General features: G+C 56.6%; 19 protein-coding genes and 1 pseudogene. 11 read left to right on the plus strand and 9 right to left on the minus strand.

Going from position 1 to position 21593, the window contains the following annotated elements:
• Positions 1-28: 28 nt before the first annotated feature.
• On the minus strand, positions 29-2596 hold the full coding sequence (gene gyrB / locus AC0V61_RS06380) for a DNA topoisomerase (ATP-hydrolyzing) subunit B (protein ID WP_486156433.1): 2568 nt from the start codon (positions 2594-2596) through the stop codon (positions 29-31).
• Positions 2597-2680: 84 nt separating this feature from the next.
• Positions 2681-3694, minus strand: coding sequence for a PIG-L family deacetylase (locus AC0V61_RS06385; RefSeq protein WP_486156434.1), 1014 nt, complete (start codon positions 3692-3694; stop codon positions 2681-2683).
• A 154-nt stretch (positions 3695-3848) separates the two neighbouring features.
• Here AC0V61_RS06385 and AC0V61_RS06390 point away from each other — a divergent pair.
• The 5 genes and pseudogenes from AC0V61_RS06390 (at position 3849) to AC0V61_RS06410 (ending at position 9884) form a co-directional block, all read left to right on the plus strand.
• Positions 3849-5413: pseudogene (locus tag AC0V61_RS06390) on the plus strand (class I adenylate-forming enzyme family protein).
• 1008 nt (positions 5414-6421) lie between these two features.
• Positions 6422-7996 carry a glutamine-hydrolyzing GMP synthase gene (guaA, locus tag AC0V61_RS06395; RefSeq protein WP_486156435.1) on the plus strand — a complete coding sequence of 525 codons (1575 nt, stop codon included), beginning with the start codon at positions 6422-6424 and terminating at the stop codon, positions 7994-7996.
• A 114-nt stretch (positions 7997-8110) separates the two neighbouring features.
• Entirely contained in the window at positions 8111-8728 is a 618-nt protein-coding gene (locus AC0V61_RS06400; protein WP_486156436.1) for a YceI family protein, read from the plus strand.
• Positions 8729-8746: 18 nt separating this feature from the next.
• Positions 8747-9196 carry a hypothetical protein gene (locus AC0V61_RS06405; RefSeq protein ID WP_486156437.1) on the plus strand — a complete coding sequence of 150 codons (450 nt, stop codon included), beginning with the start codon at positions 8747-8749 and terminating at the stop codon, positions 9194-9196.
• Positions 9186-9884 carry an endonuclease III domain-containing protein gene (locus tag AC0V61_RS06410; RefSeq protein ID WP_486156438.1) on the plus strand — a complete coding sequence of 233 codons (699 nt, stop codon included), beginning with the start codon at positions 9186-9188 and terminating at the stop codon, positions 9882-9884. Before AC0V61_RS06405 ends, AC0V61_RS06410 begins: the two co-directional genes overlap by 11 nt.
• A gap of 2 nt (positions 9885-9886) precedes the next feature.
• Here AC0V61_RS06410 and gloA read toward each other — a convergent pair whose 3' ends face one another.
• From gloA to AC0V61_RS06425, 3 genes are read right to left on the minus strand one after another with little or no spacing between them, the layout of a single operon-like run.
• Positions 9887-10375 (minus strand): lactoylglutathione lyase, encoded by a 489-nt coding sequence (gloA, locus tag AC0V61_RS06415; RefSeq protein WP_486156439.1) that lies wholly within the window; start codon positions 10373-10375, stop codon positions 9887-9889.
• Positions 10376-10433: 58 nt separating this feature from the next.
• Positions 10434-11399 carry an oxidoreductase gene (locus AC0V61_RS06420; protein ID WP_486156440.1) on the minus strand — a complete coding sequence of 322 codons (966 nt, stop codon included), beginning with the start codon at positions 11397-11399 and terminating at the stop codon, positions 10434-10436.
• A gap of 10 nt (positions 11400-11409) precedes the next feature.
• Positions 11410-11886 (minus strand): hypothetical protein, encoded by a 477-nt coding sequence (locus tag AC0V61_RS06425; RefSeq protein ID WP_486156441.1) that lies wholly within the window; start codon positions 11884-11886, stop codon positions 11410-11412.
• 90 nt (positions 11887-11976) lie between these two features.
• On the opposite strand from AC0V61_RS06425, the gene AC0V61_RS06430 reads away from it, so the two are divergent.
• Entirely contained in the window at positions 11977-13002 is a 1026-nt protein-coding gene (locus tag AC0V61_RS06430; RefSeq protein ID WP_486159467.1) for an NAD(P)H-dependent flavin oxidoreductase, read from the plus strand.
• A 609-nt stretch (positions 13003-13611) separates the two neighbouring features.
• On the opposite strand, the gene AC0V61_RS06435 is transcribed toward AC0V61_RS06430, so the two are convergent.
• The 3 genes from AC0V61_RS06435 to AC0V61_RS06445 all read right to left on the minus strand — a co-directional run bounded on the left by AC0V61_RS06435 (position 13612) and on the right by AC0V61_RS06445 (position 14995).
• Complete coding sequence (locus AC0V61_RS06435) at positions 13612-14061, minus strand: hypothetical protein (RefSeq protein WP_486156442.1); 450 nt, start codon at positions 14059-14061, stop codon at positions 13612-13614.
• A 102-nt stretch (positions 14062-14163) separates the two neighbouring features.
• Positions 14164-14709, minus strand: a complete 546-nt coding sequence (locus AC0V61_RS06440) for a DUF4402 domain-containing protein (RefSeq protein ID WP_486156443.1) — start codon at positions 14707-14709, stop codon at positions 14164-14166.
• Between the two features lie 79 nt (positions 14710-14788).
• Positions 14789-14995 carry a zinc-finger domain-containing protein gene (locus AC0V61_RS06445; RefSeq protein ID WP_486156444.1) on the minus strand — a complete coding sequence of 69 codons (207 nt, stop codon included), beginning with the start codon at positions 14993-14995 and terminating at the stop codon, positions 14789-14791.
• Positions 14996-15143: 148 nt separating this feature from the next.
• On the opposite strand from AC0V61_RS06445, the gene AC0V61_RS06450 reads away from it, so the two are divergent.
• From AC0V61_RS06450 to AC0V61_RS06470, 5 genes are all read left to right on the plus strand, one after another.
• A complete protein-coding gene (locus tag AC0V61_RS06450; protein WP_486156445.1) occupies positions 15144-16094 on the plus strand; it encodes an ABC transporter ATP-binding protein in 951 nt (316 codons plus the stop codon).
• 425 nt (positions 16095-16519) lie between these two features.
• Positions 16520-18133, plus strand: a complete 1614-nt coding sequence (gene nadB, locus AC0V61_RS06455) for an L-aspartate oxidase (protein WP_486156446.1) — start codon at positions 16520-16522, stop codon at positions 18131-18133.
• An 89-nt stretch (positions 18134-18222) separates the two neighbouring features.
• A complete protein-coding gene (locus AC0V61_RS06460) occupies positions 18223-19161 on the plus strand; it encodes a TraB/GumN family protein (protein ID WP_486156447.1) in 939 nt (312 codons plus the stop codon).
• Positions 19162-19165: 4 nt separating this feature from the next.
• Positions 19166-19921 (plus strand): hypothetical protein, encoded by a 756-nt coding sequence (locus AC0V61_RS06465; protein WP_486156448.1) that lies wholly within the window; start codon positions 19166-19168, stop codon positions 19919-19921.
• Positions 19922-19936: 15 nt separating this feature from the next.
• Entirely contained in the window at positions 19937-20851 is a 915-nt protein-coding gene (locus tag AC0V61_RS06470) for an alpha/beta fold hydrolase (protein ID WP_486156449.1), read from the plus strand.
• Here the strand turns inward: AC0V61_RS06470 and AC0V61_RS06475 are convergent.
• Positions 20848-21123 (minus strand): hypothetical protein, encoded by a 276-nt coding sequence (locus AC0V61_RS06475; RefSeq protein ID WP_486156450.1) that lies wholly within the window; start codon positions 21121-21123, stop codon positions 20848-20850. The genes AC0V61_RS06470 and AC0V61_RS06475 overlap by 4 nt on opposite strands.
• Positions 21124-21593: the final 470 nt, after the last annotated feature.

Here is a 21593-nt window from a genome sequence, read left to right on the forward strand (position 1 = left end):
AGGCTGTCTCAATGAGGGCCCACCGTGATCAGACGTCCAAATTTGCGACGCTCAGGGCATTGTCCTGAATAAACTCGCGCCGAGGCTCAACCACATCGCCCATCAGGCGCGTAAAGATCTCATCGGTCACGTCAGCATCTTCGACTTTGACCTGCAAGAGCACGCGGTTTTCCGGGTCAAGCGTGGTTTCCCAAAGCTGTTCCGGGTTCATCTCGCCAAGACCTTTGTAGCGGCTGATCGAGAGGCCTTTGCGCCCTGCTGCAAACACCGCTTCGAGCAATTGGCTGGGCCGGGTGATTGCATCTTCGGCGAGAATCGCGGGTTCGTCGCCATCTTGGCCACCATCTTCATCGCTTGGCGCTTCCGCCTCTGGCTCGGCCGCATCGCCTGCCTTGGTGAGGCGAACGGCGCTTTCGTAAGCGTCGGCCTGATCGGCGACGATAGAGTGGAGCTTGTGCGCCTCGGTGCTGGTGAGGAAGCGGCCTTCGATTTCGTGCACATCGGTAACACCGCGCCACAGTCGCGAAAATTGTACGGTTCCGCTTTCCAGCATCCGAACGCTCCAACGCGCGTCTTGGTCGCCCGCCTCAAGCTGGGAAGCGGTGGCCTCTAGGCCCTTCATGCGCTCCGCATCAGAAAGCGCAGGATCGAGAGCGCCGCAAAGCGCCATTTGCTCAACGATGCCGCTGTCATACCGGCGCGGGACAAAGGCGAGCATGTTTTTCAGGCGCAGCGCCCCATCGACAAGATTGCGCAAATCTTCGCCCGAACGCGCGCCGCCCGACGTTTCCAGAATGCGCCCTTGGAGGCCTGCATCAACCAAATAGCGGTCAAGGGCCCCTTCGTCTTTGACGTAAACCTCGCTCTTACCCTTAGCGACTTTGAACAAAGGCGGCTGTGCGATGTAGAGGTGCCCGGCCTTGATGATCTCAGGCATCTGGCGGTGGAAGAAGGTGAGCAAAAGCGTGCGGATGTGCGCCCCGTCGACATCAGCGTCGGTCATGATCACAATCTTGTGATAGCGCAGTTTCTCAAGGTCGAATTCATCGCGAATACCGGTTCCCATCGCCTGGATGAGAGTGCCGACTTCTTTGGAAGAGATAATCCGGTCAAATCGCGCGCGTTCGACGTTGAGGATTTTACCCTTAAGGGGGAGGATCGCCTGATACTGGCTGTCTCGCCCACCTTTGGCTGAACCACCAGCCGAGTCACCCTCGACCAGGAAGATTTCCGCTTTGGTCGCATCACGCTCACGGCAGTCGGAGAGTTTGCCGGGAAGCGAGGCGACGCTCATCGCGCCCTTACGGCTCATCTCACGGGCGCGCTTGGCGGCTTCGCGAGCGGCAGCAGCATCGATAATCTTTTGAATGATCGCGCGCGCATCAGCTGGATTTTCTTCCAGCCATTCGGTCATCTTCTCGCCCATCAGCGATTCCAAAGGCTGACGCACCTCAGAGGAGACCAGCTTATCCTTGGTTTGCGAGGAGAATTTGGGATCGGGCAGCTTCACGCTGACGATCGCGGTAAGCCCTTCGCGCATGTCCTCGCCAGACAGCGAGACTTTCTCTTTCTTGAGCAGCCCCTCGCGGTCGGCATAGCCGTTTAGCGTGCGGGTCAGAGCCGCGCGGAAGGCAGCGAGGTGCGTGCCGCCATCGCGCTGAGGGATGTTGTTGGTGAAGGTGAGGACGTTTTCGTAATAGCTGTCGTTCCATTCCAGAGCGACATCAATGCCAATCCCGTCCTTCTCCGCCGAAACGGAGATCGGCTCAGAAATCAGCGCATCTTTGTTGCGGTCAAGATATCTGACGAAGGCCGCAATCCCGCCCTCGTAATAGAGGTCATGCTCAATCACTTCCTCGTGGCGTTTATCGCGCAGTAGAATGCGAACGCCCGAATTCAGGAAAGCAAGCTCGCGGTAGCGGTGCTCCAGCTTTTCAAAATCGTATTCGGTGACGTTTTTGAAGGTGTCGTTCGAGTGGTGGAACGTGACGCGCGTGCCTTTTTTGAAGCCGTTCTCGTCCGGGTTCTGCTCCACCTTGGGCGCAGGCCCCTTTACCTCAAGCGAGTTCACCGCATCGCCATGCTCAAAGCGCATCCAATGCTCTTTGCCCTCACGCCAGATCATCAGCTCGAGCCATTCGGACAAAGCGTTCACAACCGACACACCCACACCGTGGAGACCGCCCGAGACCTTGTAAGCGTTGTCGTCGGAGGTGTTTTCAAACTTACCGCCCGCATGAAGCTGCGTCATAATGACTTCGGCCGCTGAAACGCCCTCTTCCTTGTGCATGCCCACCGGGATGCCTCGGCCATTGTCTTCAACAGAGACGCTGCCGTCGGGGTTCAATTCGATCAAAACGAGGTCGCAGTGCCCCGCCAATGCCTCATCAATGGCGTTGTCTGAAACCTCAAACACCATGTGGTGCAGACCCGATCCATCATCAGTGTCGCCAATATACATGCCCGGCCGTTTGCGCACCGCATCAAGGCCCTTGAGAACCTTAATAGAATCAGCACCATACTCACCCATTTGCTTTTCAGGAGTGCTGTCGGGTTTTGAGGTGTCTTGCGGCTCGTTTGATGAGTTCTCTACCATGCCAAATATATAGGCATTCAGACCGCGAAACCCAAGCTGCGGAGGCCCCTTACTGGAGCTTTTCCACTATGCAGAAGCCTAGATCTATCTTTGGCGCGCAAAGGCGAGGCGAAACGCCACTTGTCCACGCCAGACCCGCTCATGCAGCATGCCTGCCAGCACCTGTCTAACATCGGCGTTGAGCTGGCTCTCATAACAGCCCACAGCGGCGATCGTGGCATTAAGATCGGGCACTTCATAAGCTATGCGGTCGGTTACCAAAGTGGGATGAGTTCGCGCCCAAGCTTCAAAGCCGGGCACCTGCGATCGAGCGCCCTCATCACCGTCTTGACCCTCGTCTGGGAAAGCGGCGTAAAGAAGATCGGGCCGCCCAGGACCCATGGCTTGCACCACTTGGGTGACAGCGCTGCTCGTCATGCGGTGGTCTGCATGGCCATATCCGCCATCGGGGCCCCATGTCATGACAACCGTGGGTTTATGGAGCGCGATCAGACCTGCAATTCGCTCACCCATATCGCGCATGGTCGCCTCGGTGTTGCGCGCCTCATCAGCCAAAGCGCCATCCGCAAACCCCCAGAAAATCGGTTCTTCAAGGCCCAAGGCAAAAGCAGCGCACCGCGCTTCATTTTCCCGCAATTGTGCAAGCTGTGCGCCCTTATCAAGGCCGCTGTTGCCCGGGCCTGCATCACCGCTGGTCGCAAAGACCAATATGACTTCCCCGTTTTCTCTCGCAATTCTTGCCAAAACCGGGGCCAAGATCAGCTCGTCGTCGGGGTGCGAAACAATGACGAGGGCAGAAGGGACATTGGGATCCACCGCGAGGCTTGGGGCCGTCTCTTCGCCATTTTGGTTCTCTTGCGGCACCAGGACTTGCGGCACCAGGACATCAGGCCGATTGCCGGGCAAAATCCTTGTGACGACTTGCCCGTCTTCGAGAACTTCTTGCCCGCCTACAATGGTTGCGTCTTGATCGCTTTGCGCCAAAGCGGGCACGCTAACGGCAAGCCCTACGCCCAGCACAAGTGATTTGTATATCTTGGGCCAAGCCCCCGATATTTCGATTGCCATTGCGGTTGCCACTACGGTTGCGATTGCCATTGAATTCTCCTCACCCTGGCGGCACCAAAGCCTTAGCTATCGCTCTTGCGAGAATTGCGTAAAGAAATGCACACCAAGCGCCTCGCTTATTTTTGAAGGTGTTTCTTACAAGAACTTGCTGATGCTGCTGCGGGCCCTATTGTCCTTCGTCATTATGCTTGACGATGCAAAACAGGTTATCAACGCCGCGCTTAACGAGCCATTCGGTTCTTTTCCGGAGATTTTGCGCAAATGGGCACGAGCCCAACCCGATGCCATCGCAATCGTCGATGACACCCGAGATGTCGCATGGGCAGAGCTGATCGGAGAGGTCGAGAGACTGGCTGCGCGCCTTATTGAGACAGGGCTGGAGAAAGGCCAATCAGTGGCCATCCTGGGCACAAGCAGCGTCAACTATGCGTTGGTCTTTTTGGCAGCTGTGCGCGCAGGCGGGGTCGCTGCACCGCTAACGACAAGCGCCTCACCCGAACAGCTTGAAGGCATGGCAAAGGATTCAGGTGCACGTCATTTGTTCATTGATGCAGGTAAGGCGGCGGAATTGGGCGCTGATTTTATGTCAGAGATGGTCCGCGTGCCGCTCGAAGAGATCGGCACATGGATGGCGCCTGCGGGAAGCCTTGCCCCTGATTTTGAGCCTCAGCCCGGCGATCCCTTCAACATTATCTATTCCAGCGGCACGACCGGTGTCCCTAAGGGTATAGTCCACTCGCATAAGATGCGCTGGCTACAGTTTGGTTCGACGGCGGTGTCATATCTGGATGCCGGCATTCCAGTTCGGTCACTCGCCTCAACGCCGCTCTATTCGAACACAACGATGGTGGGGTTTTTGCCCGTCCTGCTTGCAGGCGGCACCGTGCGGGTGATGGGCAAGTTCGATTGCGCACGCTGGCTGGCTCATGCACAAAGTGACGCCGCGACGATCACCATGTTGGTGCCGGTGCAATACCAACGTCTCATGGATTTCCCCCAGTTTGACGATCACGATTTGTCATCGCTGATCCTGAAATACTGCACCTCGGCCCCATTTTCCGCAGAGCTTAAACGCGAAGTGTTAAAGCGGATGCCAGGGGGCCTTATCGAGATTTACTCGATGACAGAAGGCGGCGTCGTGTGCCTTCTCCAAGCCCATGAGTTCCCCAACAAACTCCATACCGTCGGACGGCCGGCCCCTGGAAGCGAGCTCAAAGTGCTTGATGGTGACGACAATGAAGTGCCACCCGGTACACCGGGCAACCTCATTGGACGCTCTCACACCATGATGAGCGGCTATAAAAACCGCCCCGACAAAACCAGCGAAGCGCAATATGTTGACGCCGATGGAGGTGTTTGGATGCGGATGGGCGATATCGCGCGCGTCGATGAAGACGGTTTTGTCGAACTTGTTGGCCGCGCCAAAGATATGATCATTTCAGGCGGCTTTAACATTTATCCCAGCGATCTCGAAGCAGAGCTTGAGCGCGAGGATGACGTGTTGGAAGCAGCTGTCGTGGGTGTTCCATCGCGCGCTTGGGGCGAGACACCGGTTGGCTTTGTGGTGTTAGGCAGGGGGCTCGCGCCACCGGGGACATTCTTGCGAGCGTGAACGCGCGGCTTGGCAAGACACAGCGTCTTTCGGCACTGTTTGCAATCGAAGAAATGCCGCGTAGCCATATCGGCAAACTTTTGAAAAGCGAATTGCGCGACATCGCAGCGGCCAAGATCGAAGACGGCGCGACTTAATCTGAAACCTAAAAGGCCGGGCCATTTCTCTGCGGAAAAAGCCCGGCCGAATTAGATTAAACGATCAAAGCATTGAAAGTCGCACCGCTAAGAGCAAGCGCGAAAACCATAGCGACCGCGTTGTGTGCAAAGCTACGCATATCTTGGGTTCCTGGGCGGGGGCTAGAGGGGAGAGGGGCCCGCCTTCGCGACATATATAGTGCATGACGCGAAACAATATAACGCGAACCCCGATTGGAATACCTACGCACACTGATAGATTTTCTCGGTGGGGCGACAGGCGGAGGTTCGCGCCTAAAAAGATTGGAGACGCGGCCACCATTGGGAGAGGGAGAGAGTGGTGGCCGCGTCTCGCTAGCACACGGGTTGACCTCAAAGGGCCATCCGTCTGCAGCGCCGCCTCGATCGTCAGACCTTATGATCCCAGCGCCTCGGGAGAAGCGCTTACAGGTCTAAGCCGATCAAAAGCTAGCAGCCTCAGCGTATGGGTTACGCTGTTTAAGTGGTATCCGGATCCCAGGGGTGAGGTGCTGGAAGCCACCTAACCTGTCACAGTTACCACACATACGGCCACCAACCATTTGGCGGGCAGGCTGATGAAGTCGGTTCGGGGAAACCAAGGGCTTCATCATCAGCACCGAACCAGTTTGGAGAGAGAAGAGACTGGCTCACCGGCGCTGCACCCCAATTGGCGTTCGATTGTATGAAACACAAATGACAAAATCGTCAAAGAGATTGCGTTTTTTGCAATTTGCTGGCCGTGACAGCCGCCCTGATGCCGCAATGCAGCGTGGGCATTAAGTCGAATTTGCGACATTCCGACACGAATGTGCTGCACTGCAGCAGTGAATTAATGCGCCTGCGAACAGTGTGGGCGGTGTTCGAAATTACGCACCAATGACCAAAACGGACGCCGCCTGTTCTCAGCCCCCCTTGCTGTAGATAGGACAAGCTCTTCGCAATGAGCCCGCTGGACAGTATGCCGCGCACTGACGTAACGCGCGATCCATGCAAGCAGACCATCTCCCAGATTCGATCCTCATCGTCGATTTCGGCAGCCAAGTGACACAGCTCATCGCACGCCGCGTGCGCGAGGCGGGCGTCTATTCGGAAATAGCGCCCTTTAGCATGGCTGAAGACGCGTTTCGCCGGATGAACCCAAAGGGCATTATCTTGTCAGGCTCTCCTGCAAGTGTGCCCGACGAAGACAGCCCGCGCGCACCGCAGAGTTTCTTCGAGGCAGGCATCCCCATCCTTGGCATTTGTTACGGCCAACAGGTCATGAGCCACCAACTGGGCGGCGAAGTGCGTCCGGGCCACGAAACGGGGGAGGGCGGCGAATTTGGCCGTGCCTATCTCACCGTAACCAGCGAGTGCGCTTTATTCGATGGACTTTGGAAAGAGGGCGAACGCCACCAGGTTTGGATGAGCCACGGGGACAAGGTCACCGAGTTCGCTCCCGGATTTGAAATCGTTGCAACTTCGGATGGCGCACCATTTGCGGTCATCGCCGATGAGAAGCGCAAGTTCTATGGCACGCAGTTCCACCCGGAGGTGGTCCACACACCCGATGGTGGCAAACTGCTTGCCAACTTCGTGCGCCATGTCTGCGGCCTTAAGGGCGATTGGACCATGGCTGAATTTCGCAAAACGAAGATCGAGGAAATCCGCGCGCAGGTCGGTTCTGGCCGAGTGATTTGCGGGCTGTCCGGCGGGGTCGATAGCGCCGTCGCAGCCGTCCTAATCCACGAGGCGATCGGCGATCAACTAACCTGCGTTTACGTCGATCATGGCCTGATGCGCCTCAACGAAACTGAGCAAGTCGTCTCTCTGTTCCGTGACCATTACAATATTCCGCTTGTCGCCGTGGATGCCGAGGAAACCTTCCTTGCCGGCCTGTCCGGCGTCACCGACCCTGAGAAAAAGCGCAAGTTCATTGGCGCAGCGTTCATCGATCTGTTCGAGGCGGAAGCCAAGAAAGTTGGCGGCGCGGACTTCTTGGCACAGGGCACCCTTTATCCTGACGTTATCGAAAGCGTCAGCTTCACCGGCGGCCCGAGCGTGACTATCAAGAGCCACCACAATGTTGGAGGCTTGCCAGAGCGCATGAATATGCAACTGGTTGAGCCTTTGCGTGAACTCTTCAAAGATGAGGTGCGCGATCTTGGCCGCGAGTTGGGGCTGCCGGAAGCTTTCGTGGGCCGTCACCCCTTCCCCGGCCCCGGCCTTGCGATCCGCATTCCAGGCGAGGTCACCAAAGAACGCTGCGATATCCTGCGCAAGGCTGATGCGATCTACCTTGAAGAAATCCGCAATGCTGGGCTTTATGATGCCATCTGGCAGGCCTTTGCGGTCCTTCTCCCCGTCAAGACCGTGGGCGTGATGGGCGATGGCCGCACCTATGACAGCGTTTGCGGTCTTCGTGCGGTGACCAGCACCGATGGTATGACAGCAGATGTCTACCCCTTCGATGCAAGCTTCCTGACACAAGTTGCAACCCGGATTGTAAACGAGGTTCAGGGGATTAACCGCGTTGTCTATGACTATACGTCCAAACCGCCGGGCACGATTGAATGGGAATGATTGCACGCATGCAATCGAATTTCCTCACCAGACTGTGCTGAAAACACCATTTATCATATGACTGAGGTCTTGTTATTACATCTGGACCGAAACAGACCCAAAGGACAATTCGATATGCGCCGCCCTCTTTTGACCATTAGCATTGCAGCCATGACCGTCTTGGCCACCGCCGCTTGCTCCGGTGCGCCGGCACAGGCGCCTTCGGTTACCGGCAGCGAATGGACCCTCGATAGCGATGCGTCCGAGTTATCCTATGTATCGGTCAAGCAAGGCGAAATCGCGGAGGTCAACACATTCGAGAAGCTGTCAGGCTCGGTGAGCGAAGATGGCTTGGCCGCGATTGAGATCGATCTGGCTTCTGTTTCCACGCTCGTCGACATTCGTGATGAACGCATGCGCGATATCTTTTTCGTTGTGGCTGACAACCCCACAGCGACGGTGACAGCTCAAGTTGACCCTGCGGCATTCGAAGCGCTTGGCGTTGGCGAAAGCTTGCAAACCACTCTTGATACGACGGTCTCACTCAAGGGTGCTGAGGCGTCTTTTGACGCCGAGGTAACGGTCACCAGAGCGGGCGAAGATCGCATCTTGGCTGTGACTGATAAGCCTGTGGTGGTCTATGCCAGCGCGCTTGAGCTGACCGATGGATTGGCGCAGTTGCAGGAGATTGCTGGACTTGATTCCATCACGCCCGCTGTACCGGTGAGTTTTTCAATCGCGTTTGAGCGATAGGATCACGCCACCCGCCAAATGAGTGGACCTCCTCGAAATCTGGAATACAGCGAAGAACGCTCGTTTGAGGGCTCGAAATATGCCGTCCTGACGATTTGGATCCTGTTTGGAGCATGGCGCGTTGCGGTCGCGATCGATAAAGCATCTCAAGGGTGGGAATTCTTCTGGCTTCCCTTCGAATGGGTGGTGATCCAACTCACTGTTGCTTTATTGATCATGCCCTTTGGCATTTTGCATGACTGGCTGTTTGATAATGACCATTATGAGCGCTGGAAATCGGTCTTAGGCGGCGTTGTGATAGCGTTTGGCTATGGCTGGTTTCTTCTGGTTATGGATCTATTTGGCATGGGCGAGAACGGAGCCTTTGGCATACCCTTTGTGAATTTCGCCATCCTTTGCGTTTCCGGCGCTATTGCCGGGACATACGCCCATAAGGTCTGGTTTCCGGCAGCTCACGATGCAGCTTGACCTTGGCAGCGACCATCGTACGGATGTTCTGCGCCGCTCTCAAAAGGCGCTCATCGCTCGCTTTGGCCGGATTGTTCGACCTGCTGACAAACGCCGGGGCCCGGAGTGGGTGCTGGTCCACGGCGTTATCGGAGCGCAAACAAAAACTGCCGCCTCAAATGCTTCCACGGACGGCTTGTTGGCCGAATTCGGTTCTTGGGAGGCGGTTGCAGAGCTTTCAGAAGAGGCTTTGGAAGAGCGGCTCCAGCGCCAGAGCTTTCCTTTTGTTGCGGCAAAGCGCCTAAAAGCTTGTCTGCAAACAATCATCGCCCAGAGGGGCACAGTAAGCCTTACCCACCTCTCCAATCTCCCGCTTGAAGAGGCCATGGCTTGGCTCGAGATGTTGCCAGGTGTTGCGCGCAAAAATTCCGCAGGGGTTATGAACGCGAGCACCTTCGACCGCAAAGCTATGGTCATCGACGGACACCACCGCAGGATCATGCAGCGTATGGGAATTGTCCCGCCAAAGGCAGATACGGCGAAAACCTATGACGCGCTTATGCCGATTGTCCCGTCAGAGTGGTCGGCCGCCGATATGGACGAGCACCATTTGCTGCTGAAAAAGCTGGGTCAGACCTTTTGCAGGCCTCGTGCACCTCTGTGTGATGGGTGCCCAACTCGCAGGGACTGCGCGACCGGCAAGGCCTAGCCTCACATCCCCGCCATCATCTTGGCGCTCAGGATCTCGACCCAATATCCATCGGGGTCTTTGATAAAGGCAATGTGCCTCATTGCGCCGTCTTCGGGGCGTTTTTGATATTCGACGCCTGCCTCATCAAAATGCGCAATCGCCGCTTCAAAATCGGGTACATCAAGCGCGATATGGCCAAAACCGCGGGGCTCTGCATTCCCATCGTGATAGACTGCGCCCTCTTCTTCCTCAGTGCCCCAATTGTGAGTGAGTTCCAGCACCCCTTGGCGTGAGAAGACGTATTGCATAGCCTCTTTAGGGTCTTCGGGAACCTCGTCCTCGCTATCGATGAAGCCGAGGAAGTAGAGCGAGAATTCTGCCATCTCGACGTCGACCTTACGCAGCAATGTCATGCCAAGCACACCGCAATAAAACGCAAGGGCCGCATCCGGGTCCTTGATCCGCAACATTGTGTGGTTGAGAGTAAAGCCGTGAGGGTTAGCAGCCATTGGGGAGGGTCCTTTGGGTCAGTAATTACAGTCAGGCAGATGGTTCTTTGAAAGAGCCCTACGCCGAAAACGTTACGCCTGTCAGCTCTTGCGATTTCGTCCAAAGATTGCCCGCAAGCTCTTCATCGCGAATGTGCGGAAAGACCCCTGACCCCGCCGGTGTGTTTTCATCCGCCATGGCGCCTACATTGCAATTCTCACAATACACGCCGCCCATGCCTTCAAGCAAAGGCGAGACAGCGCACCAAACGCTGGTCGATGCGCCCTCTTCGGTCGATTTGAAGGCTTCATGCGTGTTGCCCTCGTCATCGTACCAGCCCATCGCTTTTTGCTCATCCATCGTGAGGTGGCGCTGCAGCGGGGTTGCGATGCCGCCAGGATGCACGGCAAAAGCGCGGACACCGTGCGGTGCGCCAAGCTTATCCAAGTGTAGGGCAAACAAAGCATTTGCGCTCTTGGCCGCGCCATAGGCGGGCCATTTCGCATATTCGCGCGCATTCCAGTTAAGATCATCCAGATCGAGCCCGTTTAAGCGGTGCCCTATCGAGGACAAGCACACGACGCGTGCCCCATCGGCTCTTTTCAGCAAAGGCCAGAGCCTTTCAGTAAGCTGAAAATGCCCGAGGTGATTGGTCGCAAACTGCATCTCAAACCCGCGCGCATCGCGCATCAGCGGGCTTGCCATGATGGCGGCATTGTTGATGAGAATATCCAGCCTTGTGAAGTGTTCGGCTACGCTGACAGCAAAGGCATCTATCGAGGCAGGATCGGACAAATCCAGCGATAGGATAATGATCTCGCCTTCCATATCGGAAAGGATGTCGCGTGCTTGGGCAGGCCGCCTTGCCCCGACAATCACGCTCGCCCCTGCGCCAGCCAAAGCGCGCACCGTCTCAGTTCCAATGCCTGAATAACCGCCAGTCACCAAAACACGCTTGCCCGTAAGATCGATGCCTTCGACCACTTCACGCGCGGTGGAACGGTATCCAAAAGGCGAGGCGATCGGGGTCTGGGGCGATACCAAGTGCACTCTCCTAAAAGCTCTTTGCAGGCAACGTGCCGGGCCAATGCAGAATGCGCTGTTGCACAAACGCGCCAGCAAATGGGGCTAAGGCCACAGGAACACCAGCCACAGCAAATGTCCCAAGATCAAGCGGCTCTCCCGCCAGTTGGAACGGCACAAGCGTGCCCATCACCAATGTCAGGGCAACCAAAAGCCCAGTGGCTGGTCCTTGCCACCAAGCAGGCGGTGTGAAGCGCAACATCAGTCGGCCCCAAGCCGTACCAAGCGGGGCAACCACCAGAAAGCTGACGAGAGATGCCGCAAACAGGCCAATAGTGAGAAAGAAGCCAAGAAATACAAATGCATCACGGAGCCCGCCAGACGGGCTGGTCAATCCCACAAGCACGGCGATCAGACAGATACCTACCGCGTATACCAACCCTGTTGCAGCAAGGCTCGCGACAAAAAGGTCGGTTGATTTGGGCTTTGCAATCACTGCTTTGGTCATCTGCCTCTCCTCATCATCACAAGACTTGCCGTTACGTCGCGCTGCGTCACCTCGTCGACTGTCAAAAAGCATGCTTGCACTGGAGCCTATATTGGGCTTTTTGCCAAGGCAAATAGCAAACCACACGGGAAGGATACGCATATGAAAACCGCCATCACCGAAATGTTTGGCATTGAGCATCCGATTATCCAAGGCGGCATGCACTATGTCGGTTTTGCCGAGATGGCAGCGGCTGTTTCCAATGCAGGCGGACTTGGCATCATCACCGGGCTCACTCAAGGGACCCCTGAAAAGCTCGCTAATGAAATTGCGCGTTGCAAGGAAATGACCGACAAGCCGTTTGGCGTGAACCTTACCTTTCTGCCCAGCCTTACCCCGCCCGATTATCCCGGCCTTGTTAAAGTCATCATCGAAGGCGGCGTCAAAGTGGTCGAGACCGCAGGCCGCAACCCGCAAGAAGTGCTGCCGGCGCTTAAAGATGCTGGGATCAAGGTCATCCACAAATGCACCAGCGTGCGCCACTCTTTGAAAGCGCAGGCCATCGGCTGCGACGCGGTGAGCGTTGATGGTTTTGAGTGCGGCGGGCACCCGGGCGAAGACGATGTTCCCAACTTCATCCTCCTGCCGCGCGCAGCAGACGAGCTGGAAATCCCGTTTGTTTCGTCCGGCGGCATGGCCGATGGTCGCAGCCTCGTGGCATCGCTTGCCATGGGTGCGCAGGGCATGAACATGGGCACGCGTTTTATCGCTACCAAAGAGGCCCCGGTTCATGAAAATGTGAAGCGCGCCATTGTCGAGGCGAGCGAGCTCGATACGCGCCTTGTGATGCGCCCGCTTCGCAACACTGAGCGCGTTTTGAACAATGCCGGGGTTGAGCGTCTTTTGCAGAAGGAAAAAGACTTGGGCGATACCCTGACTATCCAAGACATCTTGCCAGAGGTTGCGGGCGTCTACCCCTCGATCATGCAAGACGGTGAAATGGACAAAGGCGCGTGGAGCTGCGGGATGGTTGCAGGCCTCATCAACGATATCCCAACCTGTCAGGAGCTGATCGACAGCATCATGAGCGAGGCCGAGACAATCCTTGGTCGCATGAACAGCATGCAGGCCGCGTAAGCTCAAGGGTTTCGATGATACGTTAGGAAGCGGGCAGGTCGGTGCATCGGCATCAGGACCTGCCCGATTCTGTAGCCTTACTGAGTCACATTGCGTAATCACTGACCATTCGAGTCTCTGCTGATCGTGGGACTACGTAGCCTTGCGGATTCGCAGGCGCATTTTTTGCGGTACGCCCCCTTCATCCAGCGCAAACAAGCGCCTGCAAGGAGGTTGCACAATGGCGGCATTCACTATCGCAAGCCTCTGGCTTTTTTCCCTTGTGGGCACTGGCTTGGCAGGCTGGATCGCTGGGAGGCAATCGCGCACTAGTCCCCGCACAGCTCAGCATGGGCAAACGCAAGCGCCATTTAAGCATGCACTGAAACGCAGCGAATTGGCTAAACCGGCAAAGCCCCGCTCAAAACGCCCGCATATCTTTGACGATATGCCCCCGGTTGAAACTGTGAGAGCGCAGGCAAGAGCGATCCGTCTGCAAGCCGCCGTCTGGGACAAGCCTGGTGCGCAGTACCCGCTTTCAGAAGTCGACTGCCGGCAAAGGGATGAAGCCCCAGGGGCGCCCCCAAGGAGGAAGCCAAACGCAGGCCGATGTCTGCCGGTTACACCGGGTTATGAAGCGTCTTCTTCCACCCGAGTGTAAGGCACAAACTTGTCGAACTGCACCCCGCCGGTGAAAAACCCGCTAAACCGGTCAACCGTTGTGATGAAGTCCAAACGGCACAGCTGCGTGCTTCCAAATCGGCGGATCACCAGAACGTCATCGTCATCAATATCACCCGGGTCCCGGGTGCGCTGCACATAGATTGTGCGCCCACGCCCGTAGACATAGGCCGTATCATCAATTGTACGCATCCGATTGTTTCGAAAATCGCGGATGCAATCTTGTGGTTCACCAGCAACGCGGCCCTCAAGCATCTCTGCAAGCTCCGCTTCGCCTTTGGTCATATCTTCTGCAGCTTCGTCAGAACTTTCTTGCGCAGCAAGTGTAGATGCGCCCAAGAGCGCTAGCGCAGCAAGACCTGATGAGAGACCCAAATGGGGTTTGAATGTCCGAATCATAACAATCTCCTCTAAGCCCTCGGCTCTTGAATGCGAGCCAATCGCTGAACATGGGCTGACCAGACGGCCTGGCTTGAGAAGTTTATAACGCGAGCTCGCAAGTCACTCATATTCGAGCGTGACCGTAAATTCCCCCTCGTATGTGCCGGGGATTGTGTTTGCTGGCACTTGCAGGCGGCCTGCAATCGTGAAGAAGAAAAACCCATCGGGGTTCGCAATCCGGAAACGGCGAGGATTGGTATTGATGATGATGGGAGGGCGGCTTCCGATCAGCAGCGTATCCATCAAGAGGGTCTGGGTGCCACCATTACGCGTTAAGATGTACGACGTTGCGTCAACATTGATTAAAACGGTCTGATTAAATGCGCCAAAACCTGCGAAACGCGCAGGCTGCTGCGTCCCATCAACCTGAACAATACCGCCGGTTGTCGCGATATTCCCGGCCGAATCCATCACCACAACACCGTCCGTATTGCCTGGGAAAACGGTGCCGAACGTAAGGTCGAGTTCTTTTTGAAAGCTCAACGGTGTGACGAGAAACGCCTGTGCGTCGCTGGGTTCCACCTCTTGCGCATGCACGCCGCTTGGCATCGCCATGAAGGCGAAGAGGGCGCTCAAAAGCACAGTGATTTTTGTCCAACTTTGCATCAAATTTGGCCTAACCGTCTTCGAAGGGAGAGGATTAGAGACCAAATCTTAAATTAGTTTGAAATGTCAGCGGGCTGAATCAGCCGTCAGCAGGGCCACCGCGCAAAACAAAGCGCCTATCGCAATAGCCGCAATCGACAAATCCGGTCTCATCGATTTCCATGTAGACCAAGGGATGTCCAAGGGCCGCCGGGCGATAGTTTTTGCCCCCGCGGATGGAGCTTGCCCCGTCGCACGAAACGCGGCGGGTATCGACTGTGATGATTTCTTGCGCTGTGATTGTCATGGCAGGCGGGAGATTACTGCGGGCGCCGACGCATTTCAATGGGTAGGTCACCCTATTTGAACGGGCCTGACAAATGACCCGTTTTTGACAGCGTTCGAAAGCGAAAGACCCCTTGCAGCTGCGCGCCCTATCTTTATGGCGTTACCCCATGAAACCACCTGCAATCAGCATCAACAACCTCGTGAAACGCTACGCACCGCCAAAAGGTGCAAAAGGCGCAGATGCAGAAGGAAAACTTGCTCTTAATGGGGTGAGCTTTGATGTGCCTGAGGGCTCGATCTTCGGCCTGCTTGGCCCAAATGGTGCTGGCAAGTCCACGCTGATCAATACGCTTGCAGGCCTGGTGAACAAAACCAGTGGCACCGCTGAAATCTGGGGCTTTGATATCGACACGCAGCGCCGCAATGCGAGCCGCGCGATCGGGATTGTGCCTCAGGAAATCGTGTTCGACCCGTTCTTCACTCCCTATGAAGTGCTTGAAAATCAGGGCGGCTTTTACGGGATCGGCAAAGGCGACCGTCGCAGCGAGGAGCTGCTTGAAGCTGTGCGGCTCGCCGACAAGCGCAACGCTTATGCGCGAACGCTTTCAGGGGGCATGAAAAGGCGGCTTTTGGTGGCAAAAGCCATGGTGCATTCCCCGCCCATTCTGGTGCTTGATGAGCCGACCGCCGGGGTTGATGTGGAGCTGCGCCGTCAGCTTTGGGATTTGGTGCAAGAGCTCAACAATGAAGGCGTCACCATCGTTCTTACCACGCACTATCTTGAGGAGGCTGAGGAGCTTTGCGACGAGATTGCGATCATCAATCACGGCGAGCTTATCGCGCATAAGCCAACGCGCGAGCTTGTCGATATGGCGCGCGAGAAAATCGTCGAGGTGACAGTTGCAAATGACCTCACAGTCGCACCCACCCATGAGGCGTTTCATAAGGTTGAACTCATGGGAGAGCGCGGGGTTGAGATCACCTATGACAAGGATGAGATGAACGCCGGCCAAGTGCTGGGCATCTTGCAAGCACAAGGTCTCACGATTGAAGACGTCACCACCCGCGAAGCAGACCTTGAGGACGTCTTTGTGCAACTTACCGCGAGCAGTGCCTAAGCCCTCACCCTAGACCGGGAGCGCGCGCCAATTTCTGCGTGAGATGTGCTCAATCTTCGCGCCGCAATATCGGCATCTGCCATAATAACTCCTCCCATCCCATCGCACTCGGTTGTGGTTGGGCTTGTGGTGACCAAACAGGCAGGAAACGGGTGACATCATCGACATGGAAAATCTCCACTGTGAACGATCCCACACCCCTCGCCTAAGCCACGCAGTGAGATTTGCGTGGTTAAAGGATAGTAACGGCATGTTAGTGCTGCATAAGTCGGATGGGGCTTAGCCAGCTTCCCCTAGGTGTATCAATAAGATGCTTTGGAACCGCCCCATCACTAGCTCCCGGTTAAAACATGGCAATGATCGCCATGTTTACGTGCATCACACCAGACTTGCTAACACTTGGCAGGGACGCCAAAGCGTTTCCTATGGCTGAACGCACTGACATTAGCGATGCGCCTAGAAGCGCATACGACGTGATTATCATCGGCTCCGGAGCGGCGGGGCTGACCGCAGCGTTGGAGCTTGCCACGCGGCTGCGCGTGCTTGTGTTGGCTAAGGGCTCGCTCACCGGCGGCTCTACCGCATGGGCGCAAGGCGGGATTGCAGCGGTCCTGGACGCCGGTGACACATTCGAAAACCATGTCCGCGATACGATGGTCGCAGGCGCTGGTCTCAACGACCGCGAGGCGGTGGAATTCGTCATCGAGCGCGCGCCTGAGAGCATTGACCGGCTGGTGGAACTTGGCGTGCCGTTCAATAAGGATTCGGGTGATCTGCACCTGACACGCGAAGGCGGGCACTCGCATCGCCGGATTGTCCATGTCGATGATGCGACCGGATGGGCCGTTCAAGAGGCGCTTCTGAACGCGGCGAAGGCGAACCCCAATATCACCATGCTGGGCGGGCGCACCGCGATTGATCTTATCACCGACCGGAACCGGGAGCGGTATTCGGGCGGGGGGCATGTCTGGGGCGTTTATGCGCTCAACGAGAGCACCGGCTGGGTCGAGCGACACGTTGCGCGTGCAACGATCTTAGCCGCAGGCGGCGCTGGCCGAGTGTACCAATTCTCGACTGCCCCGCGCGGCGCGACCGGTGACGGTATTGCAATGGCATGGCGGGCAGGCGCGCGGGTTTCCAATATGGAGATGATGCAATTCCACCCCACGTGCCTTTATAATCTTGAAGTCAAAAACTTCCTCATCACAGAGGCCGTGCGCGGCGAAGGCGGGCATTTGAAGCACCCTGAGACAGGCGCGCGCTTTATGACCGAATATGACGCGGACCGGATGGAACTGGCGCCCCGCGATGTGGTCGCGCGCGCAATTGACGATCAGATCAAGCGGTATGGCCTCGACTATGTGCACCTTGATATCAGCCACCAGCCGCCTGAATTTGTGCGTGAGCACTTCCCGACGATCCATGAGAAGCTTTCAGGCCTTGGCATTGATATGACCAAAGAGCCTATCCCTGTGGTCCCCGCGCAGCACTACACCTGTGGTGGGATCGTGGTGGACTTGTTTGCGCGCACCGACCTCCCCGGCCTTTGGGCAGCGGGCGAGTGCACCGAAAGCGGGCTCCACGGTGCGAACCGCCTTGCGTCCAACAGTCTGCTTGAATGCTTTGTCTTTGGCGAAGCGGCTGCTTCGGATATCCTCACCATGTGGGATGAACTGCCTGATCCCCCTGCCATCCTCCCATGGGATGAAAGCCGTGTGTCGGATTCGGACGAGCAGGTCGTGATCAAGCAAAACTGGACCGAAATCCGCCGCTTTATGTGGAACTATGTCGGCATTGTTCGCACCACCAAGCGCCTGGAGCGCGCCGCCAATCGCATTGCTCTCCTGCGCCAAGAGGTTGAGGAATATTACGGCAGTTTTGTTGTCACGACCGACCTCATTGAGCTGCGGAACCTCTTGCAATCCGCCGAGCTGATCGTGCAATCCGCGCTGCGCCGTAAAGAGAGCCGGGGGCTGCATTATACGCTCGATTATCCGGAGCTGAAGACGTCCGTGAGAGATACGGTGTTGGTGCCTTAAACCCAGCCCGCGCTCAATGTCATCCCCGCAAAAAGAGGGGACCCGGGCGGTTCATTGGCGATGCAGACGCGAGGCACTACATGGTCGCCATGCGCAAAATTCCCCTACTGGCTTTTCTAGCGATTACAGCCTCCGTCCCGCTCACCGCCCAAGAACCCACGACCCAGAACACCATCGTCGTCACCGCTCAGCGTTCTGGTGCGCCCATGTGGACGATTGACACCGATACAGGCACTGTCATCCTTGTTGGCGAAATTCGCGCAGTGCCCAAATCGACGCCATGGTTTCCGGACCGCTTGGAGGAAGCCACCAAAGAAGCCGACCGTGTCATCCTGCGCGCAGCGCCAAAATTCTCGCCCGGTGATGCCTTCCGGCTGATTTTCAGCGGAGGCAAATTCACAAAACTGCCCAATAAGACGGTGGCGGCTGAATATCTCAGCGCAGAGCAACGCGCCCGCCTTGCTGCGCTCGAAGCCGAATATGACATCGATTACGATCGCCGCTCGTTCCTGATGACAAGCTTTGACCTGCTCGCCCGCCGTCTCGATTTCGATGACGACACGGTCAAAGACGCGACCGACATCGTGAAGAAGGCCGCAAACAAAGCTGATGTGCCCATCACCCGGCCCGAACGTTTCCGGGGCGAAGACCTGCTCGACAATCTCGCCGACGCTCCGCCTGAAAGTCATATCCCGTGCCTTGAGGCGGCGATGGGCGCGACCGAAGCGGGACAACCGATCATCGAAAAACGCGGCGATGACTGGCGCAGCTTCGATATCCCTGCGGTTATGGACAACCCGCTGGAAATCGCGCTTGGGACTTGTTGGCCATGGGCAGATGATGACCTTGGCGATGAAATTCGCGGACAATGGGTGAACATGATCTCTGAAGCTTCACAGGAGAGCGGCGTCACGCTTGCCGTGGTGCCCTTGCGCGTGTTGGCGGAACCGGAGGGCGTGCTCGATCAGCTGGAGGCCAAGGATTTCCTTATCGGTGGGCCTGAATGGCGCGGAAAAATGGGAGGGTAGCCGGTTGAACAAGTTGATCGCCCTTTGCGGCGCCGTTTTGGGCCTCGTTTTTGCGCCGCCAGCCAAAGCGACACCGGAAACTTTCATCCAAATCAATGAGGAAGCTTTCGGCATCAGCCAAGACGAGCTCTTCGTCCTTCGCACCACCTTCGACAATATGGGCTCTTATTATGAGACGCGGCTCGAAACCTTTCTCGTGGCCATTTCCCTCACGACTGCGGAACAGACCACGTGGCACATCAGCTCGGCGACAATCACCACCCAGTTTAGCGAAGACGGCGATGATGAGACGCAGAAGCTTGAGTATCTGCCCACCGCACGAAAGGCCGATCCCTTTGCGATTTTGGCCGAGCGTGAGGGGGTACTGTGGCAGTCTCTTGCAAGTCGCCGCCCCAAGGTGCAGCCCCGGCCTCAGGAATCTGGTCCCGATGCCATCATGTTCGCCTATCCCCAGCTTACCGATTTCGTCGTCACCAAAGAGGCGGCACAAATATACAGGCAAAGCGCTATCCGCCAGCTTGCCGCCGATATCCCCGATTACCCGCGCAACCGGCAGATGACGACGCGTGAGTATATCTCAGAGCGCCTCGCGCACTCAAAGCCCTGCGAATATGCATTTGGCGGTGTAGGGAACACGCCGCTTGAGCCGCAGCCGGTCTATCTCGTTAGGATGACATGCGTGGATGAGGATGGGCTGGAGCCAACAAGCCTGCTTGTTTTGGGCGAAGAAGTGTTGGTATCAGCGAACGCACAAGAATAATCGTGCGGAGTAAATATGCCCACCATCACTACGCCCAACACCGGGATTGAGCTTTTTTACGACGAGCATGGTGATCCTGCCCATGAGACGATCCTTCTGGTGATGGGGCTGGGGGCGCAGATGACCTTGTGGCCTGATGAGCTGGTGGAAGCACTCGTGGGCCATGGTTTCCGGGTTATCCGCTATGACAACCGCGATATTGGTCTGTCGCAAAAATTCGAAGGGGCCTCAGCGCCAAGCCCTGCATGGCAGGTCATCCGCAAGCGCATCGGGTGGCCGGCAAAGGTCCCGTATACGCTGGAAAGCATGGCGGATGATGCGGTGGGCCTTCTGACAGCTCTCGGCATTGATAAGGCGCATGTGGTGGGCGCGAGCATGGGCGGGATGATTGCTCAGCTGGTTGCCATCAATCACCCCGATAGGCTGCTCTCGCTCACCTCGATCATGTCGACAACCGGCAACAGCTCGCTGCCGATGGCAGAGAAGCAAGCGATGGAAGCACTGGTCGCAAAGCCCAAGTCACTCGACGAGGAAGATTTGGTGATCCACGGTTTCAACATCGCGAAGAACATCGGTTCACCCGGCTATCCGCCGGATCCTGAACGCGTGCGTGAACGGACGATCAAATCGGTCCGCCGCAGCGTGTACCCGCCCGGCCTCCCGCGCCAGCTCGCCGCAATCATCGATGATGGGTGCCGCCGTTCGCGCCTTGGATCGGTCACTGCTCCTACACTGGTGCTCCATGGTGAGGACGATCCGCTTGTAAAGCTTGCAGGCGGCGAAGACACCGCCAAGCATATTGCAGGTGCAAAGCTGGTGACGTTCCCTGGATGGGGCCACGATCTTCCGCTTGAGCTTATCGAGCCACTGGCAGCTGAGGTCGCTAGCCACGCGCGGTCGGTTAGTGAGAAAGCGCGCGAGGCGGCTTAGTCGCCCGGGAGCTCGTCTTGCTTTTCGGCGGATTTGAGTTTTTCGCGGTGGTTTGTGATCACCGGATGCGCAAAGCCCCACCACACAGTGTTCCAAATCGCTGAGGACACCCAGAAGTTTCGGTCAGTGACGTAGGGGATTTCCGGGAAAGGGAAAAACGGCATCCACGAGGCGGTCGAAAAAACGAACCACGCACCGCTAATGTAATTGATCGCGCGCTCGTGCCGATCGGCGAATGTGATTGCCGCTGTCAGTATTCGATCCACACTCATGACCCCTGCGTTGGTTCCCGCAACATTATTGCAAGCCCTTGTGCGAAAGATTCAAGGATTGATTCACATGATTCAATCACCAAATTTTTCTTCACAGATTCAGTTTGGGGCTTGCGCAACTCGCGACTCAAGCTTTTCCCGCGCGTCGCTGCACTGCAACATAAGCGTCTCATCGGATGTGGTGCAATATGATGGTTAATTGGGCGTTGACCCGATTCCGCTTCTGATTCATCATCTAGGGGTCTGGTTCGCTTGGGACCCCCAAATTGTAGTGCGCCTTCTCGTTTCTAAGGCTCGATGTCGAGGAAATGAACGGGGAAGGAGTCTCTGATTTGTGGGTTAAAGCGGGCTGATGTGGACAGCTTAATGGGAAATCTTGTGCATGCGCACAGGGATAGATTGGGCAAAAGCTGTTGGCGGTGAAATGAAGAACAGAATCGGAACATTGGCCATAGTGCTGTATAAGCAGG

Source organism: Erythrobacter sp. JB1-4 (assembly GCF_057365025.1).